This is a genomic window from Okeania sp. SIO2B9 (assembly GCF_010672505.1).
GTDB classification, from domain to species: domain Bacteria; phylum Cyanobacteriota; class Cyanobacteriia; order Cyanobacteriales; family Microcoleaceae; genus Okeania; species Okeania hirsuta.
Genome location: NZ_JAAHGK010000633.1, coordinates 1 through 4315 on the forward strand (window position 1 = coordinate 1; position 4315 = coordinate 4315).

A 4315-nucleotide genomic window follows, 5' to 3' on the forward strand; every position below is an offset into this window, starting at 1 on the left:
AGATATCTGTTTCGGTGGAGAAATTGAACCAGACCCATCCTATGATTTTCAGGATGATAAATAATTTCAAAAACAAAGATAATTCCAGTATGAATTCGGTCTTTAAATCTTAATTTCAGTAGTTAGTTTAAATATTACGCTAACTTTTTTTGTCCAAAGTCCAATAATTAAGTAGAGCTACTTATTAGAATTCAAAAAGAAAGATAAAATATAGCTTTTCTCACTACATTGAGAAATTATATCAAATCCGGTTAAACAGCCATAGAATGCTTAAGTTAGCAGGAGTCAGGAGTCAGGAGTCAGGAGTCAGGAGGAGAAAGAATTACAAAGATAAGCGTAGTTATGACCATTGAATAATTTTTTTATGTCCAATTAAACGGATTTGATATTATGTGTAATTAAAATAGGACTTGAGAGCAAATCTAATATCTAGGCTCCAAGAATTCTCCGTTAATAGAAGAGTTATTAGAGGTATCTTCAGGTAACCAACGACATTCTAATTTTCCTGCTTCTATTTGAGGTACTTTAATAGCAAACCCATTACCATCACCTACCAGAGAAAATCCAAAACCAACAGAAGTTCCTAGTAATACTAAAGCAACTGTTCTAAACATTTATATATCTCCACTAATATAAGTTTAATTACTTCTTATTTAAAACTACAAAGCTAAAATCAAAATTCCGCAACAATTATCGTTCTTAATATTAGCTATATAAATATTATTGGCAAGTTTATAACAGGCAACAGGCAACAGAAGACAAATAAACATAGGTGTAACTCATTAGGCTGAGAAACGCTATATCAATCTATTTCCTAACCAACCCATTTTTTGCTAATATTTAACTAGCTATCAGCTTTTAGCTATCAGCACTTCAGCTTTTAGAGCTAGAATTCAACAATTAATTATTAATTATTAATTATTACCTCTCCTTGAAAACGGATAGGATTGACTAATAATGAAAAATTTTTCTTCTCTTGGTCGATTGGATATGGCGAGAAGACCCGCTCTTGACAGAGCCGCTCCGAAGTACGCCATCCCACCCTATGGGAAGCTGCGCTAACGACCGCTTGTTTCTCCTTTAAAGGAGAGGCTTTAAACCTTAATTAGGGTTTGCTGAAAAAGTCTTATGGGTGAGGGTAGGAGACAGGAGACAGGAGACAGGAAACAGGAGACAGGAGACAGGAGACAGGAGACAGGAGACAGGAGGAACGGGGAATTTAGAGTAGGTAGGAGTAAGAATTATAAGAATGATTTCTCTGCCCAACTTTTGCCTAAAATACGCTCCTTTTTGAGCATGAAGAGCTGAAAACCAGGCACTTTTTTCGACCTCAAAAAGGCACTTGTCTTTATATGTCAATGCTTTTAGATTTAATCAGCAAGCCCTAATTATTCGGTAAAAAACCCCGTCTTATGAACGGCCGTGAAATCTCTTTTCCGTTCCGGAATGCTCCGCTCTCCTAGGGTGTCTCAAAAAGAATCTGCTGATTCCTGAGGAGCTTCTTTAACCACCGCTAATTTTAGCTTTGTAGCCCAATTTAGTTAAAATCTCCAGTAACTTTTGTTTATGTTCCCCCTGAATTTCAATTTCATTATCTTTCACAGTGCCACCCGCACCACATTGATTTTTAAGCTGTTTCAGTAAAGTTGTCAAAACTTCCTGGTTCGACTGAAACCCACTAATAATGGTAACTGTTTTTCCTTTGCGACCTTTGCGAGATGCTTGTACTTTTAAATTTTGTTGATTTGGAGGTAAGTTTGGTACTGCTCTTTCTGTTGCTGGGGAGGTAGCATTATTACCAAACTCTGAGTAAACTACGCGATCGCCTTTAGCATTCATATTAGAGGAATTATTTTTTGAACGACCCATAACTTTTAAGGAATATTATTTAGATTACTAAATCATAAGTATATCATGTATTAAGCTTAGTAGGATAAGTATTATAAAGCTTAGTTCAACAATAGGAAGGAATATAAATTTAACTAGGAAATTTGAGTAGCGATCGCCATTCAAGATTTATTTCCTCTATTTAACTAGCTATCAGTGCTTCAGCTTTTAGAGCTAGGGGTCAAAATCCCCGGTTCTTATAAGCTGGATGGTTGAGTCGGAGTTGAAATCTCCTTTTCGTTCCGGAATGCTCCGCTCTCCTAGGGTGTCTCAAAAAAAATCTGCTGATAGCTGAGGTGCTGACCGCTGAGGTGCTTCTTTAACAAAATCCATCCACAAACTGTCAAACGTGAAATACGGTTTGGCTAGAGTAGAAAAAACCGGATCGAAAAGTTCGGTCACTCTTAATACTGGAGTTGGAAAAAGTTGCTAATATGTAACTAAATACTAAACTCTATTAATTCTAGATAAGTACTATGAATAATCTTCCAAGTCATCCCTCTGAATATTCTGCCAATCAATCCAGTAGTGATAACGTATTATGGCAATATGTTCAATCTTTGAATCCAGAAACTGTAGCTCAACTTTCTAAACCAGAACCAGAAGTTGCTCAAATTATGGAACAAAATTTAAGAGGAATGTTGGGACATTTACCACCAGAGCATTTTGCCATGACTATAACTACTAGCAGAGAAAATCTTGGTCAAATGTTGGCTTCTGCGATGATGAGTGGTTACTTTTTACATCAAGCTAAACAAAGAATGGAACTTGACACATCTCTCCAAGACCTGCATTCTAGTTGAGATAGCTAAACATTTACTTGAGGTGATAAATTCTACAAACAATAGGATCAATGAAAGAGGATAGTTTGAAATCAAACGGTTAATCCAAAAAGTATTTCTGATAATTGTCCCAAAATTAGAATCATTGTACAAAATTAATATCCTCTTTCAACCACAAAATCAATGGAAATCAACTGAATTTATGACAGGTTATTAATTGTCTAAAAAAATAATTATGCTCAATCATTCTCAAGTTAAAAATCAGGAATTGACTAAAAAAATATGTTATTCAAACTTTATCTAAAATTATCCCAATTCCTACTAATTTAAAAATAGATGCTTTAATCGAAACTTTAGAGAAGCATTCTCATACTCGTCAATTAATTATTCTCCAAGATTTTCCAGACCTAGATGCACTTTCAGGAGCTTTGGCTTATAAGTTAATTGCCGAACAATATAATATTCAGTGTGATCTTGTTTATACTGGTACTCTGATATCATATCCGCTGGGGCGCGTTTGTGTAAACTCAAGGGTGAATATCTACAGGGAATTTAAGTTTTTTTATTGCCCTTAAGTATTCCTGCCTGTTCCCTGTTCCCTGTTCCCTGTTCCCTGTTCCCTGTTCCCTACCTTTGCTATACAATACCGATGCTACCGGACATGATATGAGTCATCAAGAAAATATTACACTTGTTAAATTGACTGGTTTGCCAGTCCAAAAGTAGACAGTAGAAACTTCTAAAAAAAAGGATTTATCTGTTTATCAAGGATGTGTTTTTATTGATAACCAAGGTACTACCAGTCAGCTCACTTCACTGGTGGTAAAAACTATTCCTGTAGTGGCTGTTATTGACCACCATAGTCTACAAGAAAACTTAAAGGCAGAGTTTGTAGATATTCGGCCTTCAATCAAAGCTACAGCTACTATCTTAACCCAATATATTCAAGCAGGATTACTAGAATTTGATAATAATACTATCGAACATATAAAATGTGCTACAGCTTTGATGCATGGCATCAGGTCTGATACAAATCAGTTATTACAAACAACAGATGAAGATTTTCTGGCGACGGCTTATTTAAGTCGTTTTTATGATGCAACGTTATTAAATGCGGTGCTACAATCTTCTAGGTCTCAACGGGTGATTGATATTATTGAAAGAGCTTTGTCTCATCGCTCTATATATATATAACAATGTTTCTATTTCTGGTGTTGGTTATCTTCGTGGTTTAGATCGAGATGCTATTCCTCAAGCTGCTGACTTTTTAATCACAGAAGAAAATGTTCATACTGCTGTTGTTTATGGTATTGTTCAAGATGAGGAAAAAGAACTAGAAGTAGTCACTGGATCTTTGCGAACTAATAAAATTACTCTAGATCCAGATGAGTTTATTAAAGAAGCTTTTGGAATGGATACCCAAGGACATTTTTTCGGTGGAGGGCGTTGCCAAGCAGGAGGTTTTGAAATTCCTATAGATTTTCTTTCTGGTTTTAATTTTAACAGTGAATATGCTCAAAAAAAATGGGATGTTTTTAATATTCAAGTTAAGCAAAAGCTTTTAAAATTAGTCAATCCTAACTAAATAGGCATCTCCGAAAGAGAGAGAGTAGGGAGTAGGGAGTAGGGAGTAGGGGGAAATAATA

At 35.4% G+C, this 4315-nt stretch carries 6 protein-coding genes; 4 read left to right on the forward strand and 2 right to left on the reverse strand.

Going from position 1 to position 4315, the window contains the following annotated elements; translation table 11 throughout:
• Positions 1–422 precede the first annotated feature (422 nt).
• The gene (locus F6K13_RS20495; protein ID WP_124145835.1) at positions 423–614 is read right to left on the reverse strand and encodes a hypothetical protein; all 192 of its coding nucleotides are present in this window, start codon (positions 612–614) and stop codon (positions 423–425) included.
• Positions 615–1128: 514 nt separating this feature from the next.
• On the opposite strand from F6K13_RS20495, the gene F6K13_RS20500 reads away from it, so the two are divergent.
• On the forward strand, positions 1129–1308 hold the full coding sequence (locus F6K13_RS20500; RefSeq protein ID WP_124154843.1) for a hypothetical protein: 180 nt from the start codon (positions 1129–1131) through the stop codon (positions 1306–1308).
• A 195-nt stretch (positions 1309–1503) separates the two neighbouring features.
• Here F6K13_RS20500 and F6K13_RS20505 read toward each other — a convergent pair whose 3' ends face one another.
• Entirely contained in the window at positions 1504–1869 is a 366-nt protein-coding gene (locus F6K13_RS20505; protein ID WP_124145836.1) for a translation initiation factor, read from the reverse strand.
• 494 nt (positions 1870–2363) lie between these two features.
• On the opposite strand from F6K13_RS20505, the gene F6K13_RS20510 reads away from it, so the two are divergent.
• From F6K13_RS20510 to F6K13_RS35280, 3 genes are all read left to right on the forward strand, one after another.
• Entirely contained in the window at positions 2364–2690 is a 327-nt protein-coding gene (locus F6K13_RS20510) for a DUF760 domain-containing protein (protein WP_124145837.1), read from the forward strand.
• Between the two features lie 798 nt (positions 2691–3488).
• Positions 3489–3863, forward strand: a complete 375-nt coding sequence (locus tag F6K13_RS35275; RefSeq protein ID WP_338043211.1) for a hypothetical protein — start codon at positions 3489–3491, stop codon at positions 3861–3863.
• Positions 3826–4254: a hypothetical protein gene (locus F6K13_RS35280; RefSeq protein ID WP_338043212.1), complete on the forward strand. Its 429-nt coding sequence runs from the start codon at positions 3826–3828 to the stop codon at positions 4252–4254. The genes F6K13_RS35275 and F6K13_RS35280 overlap by 38 nt, the downstream gene beginning before the upstream one ends.
• Positions 4255–4315: the final 61 nt, after the last annotated feature.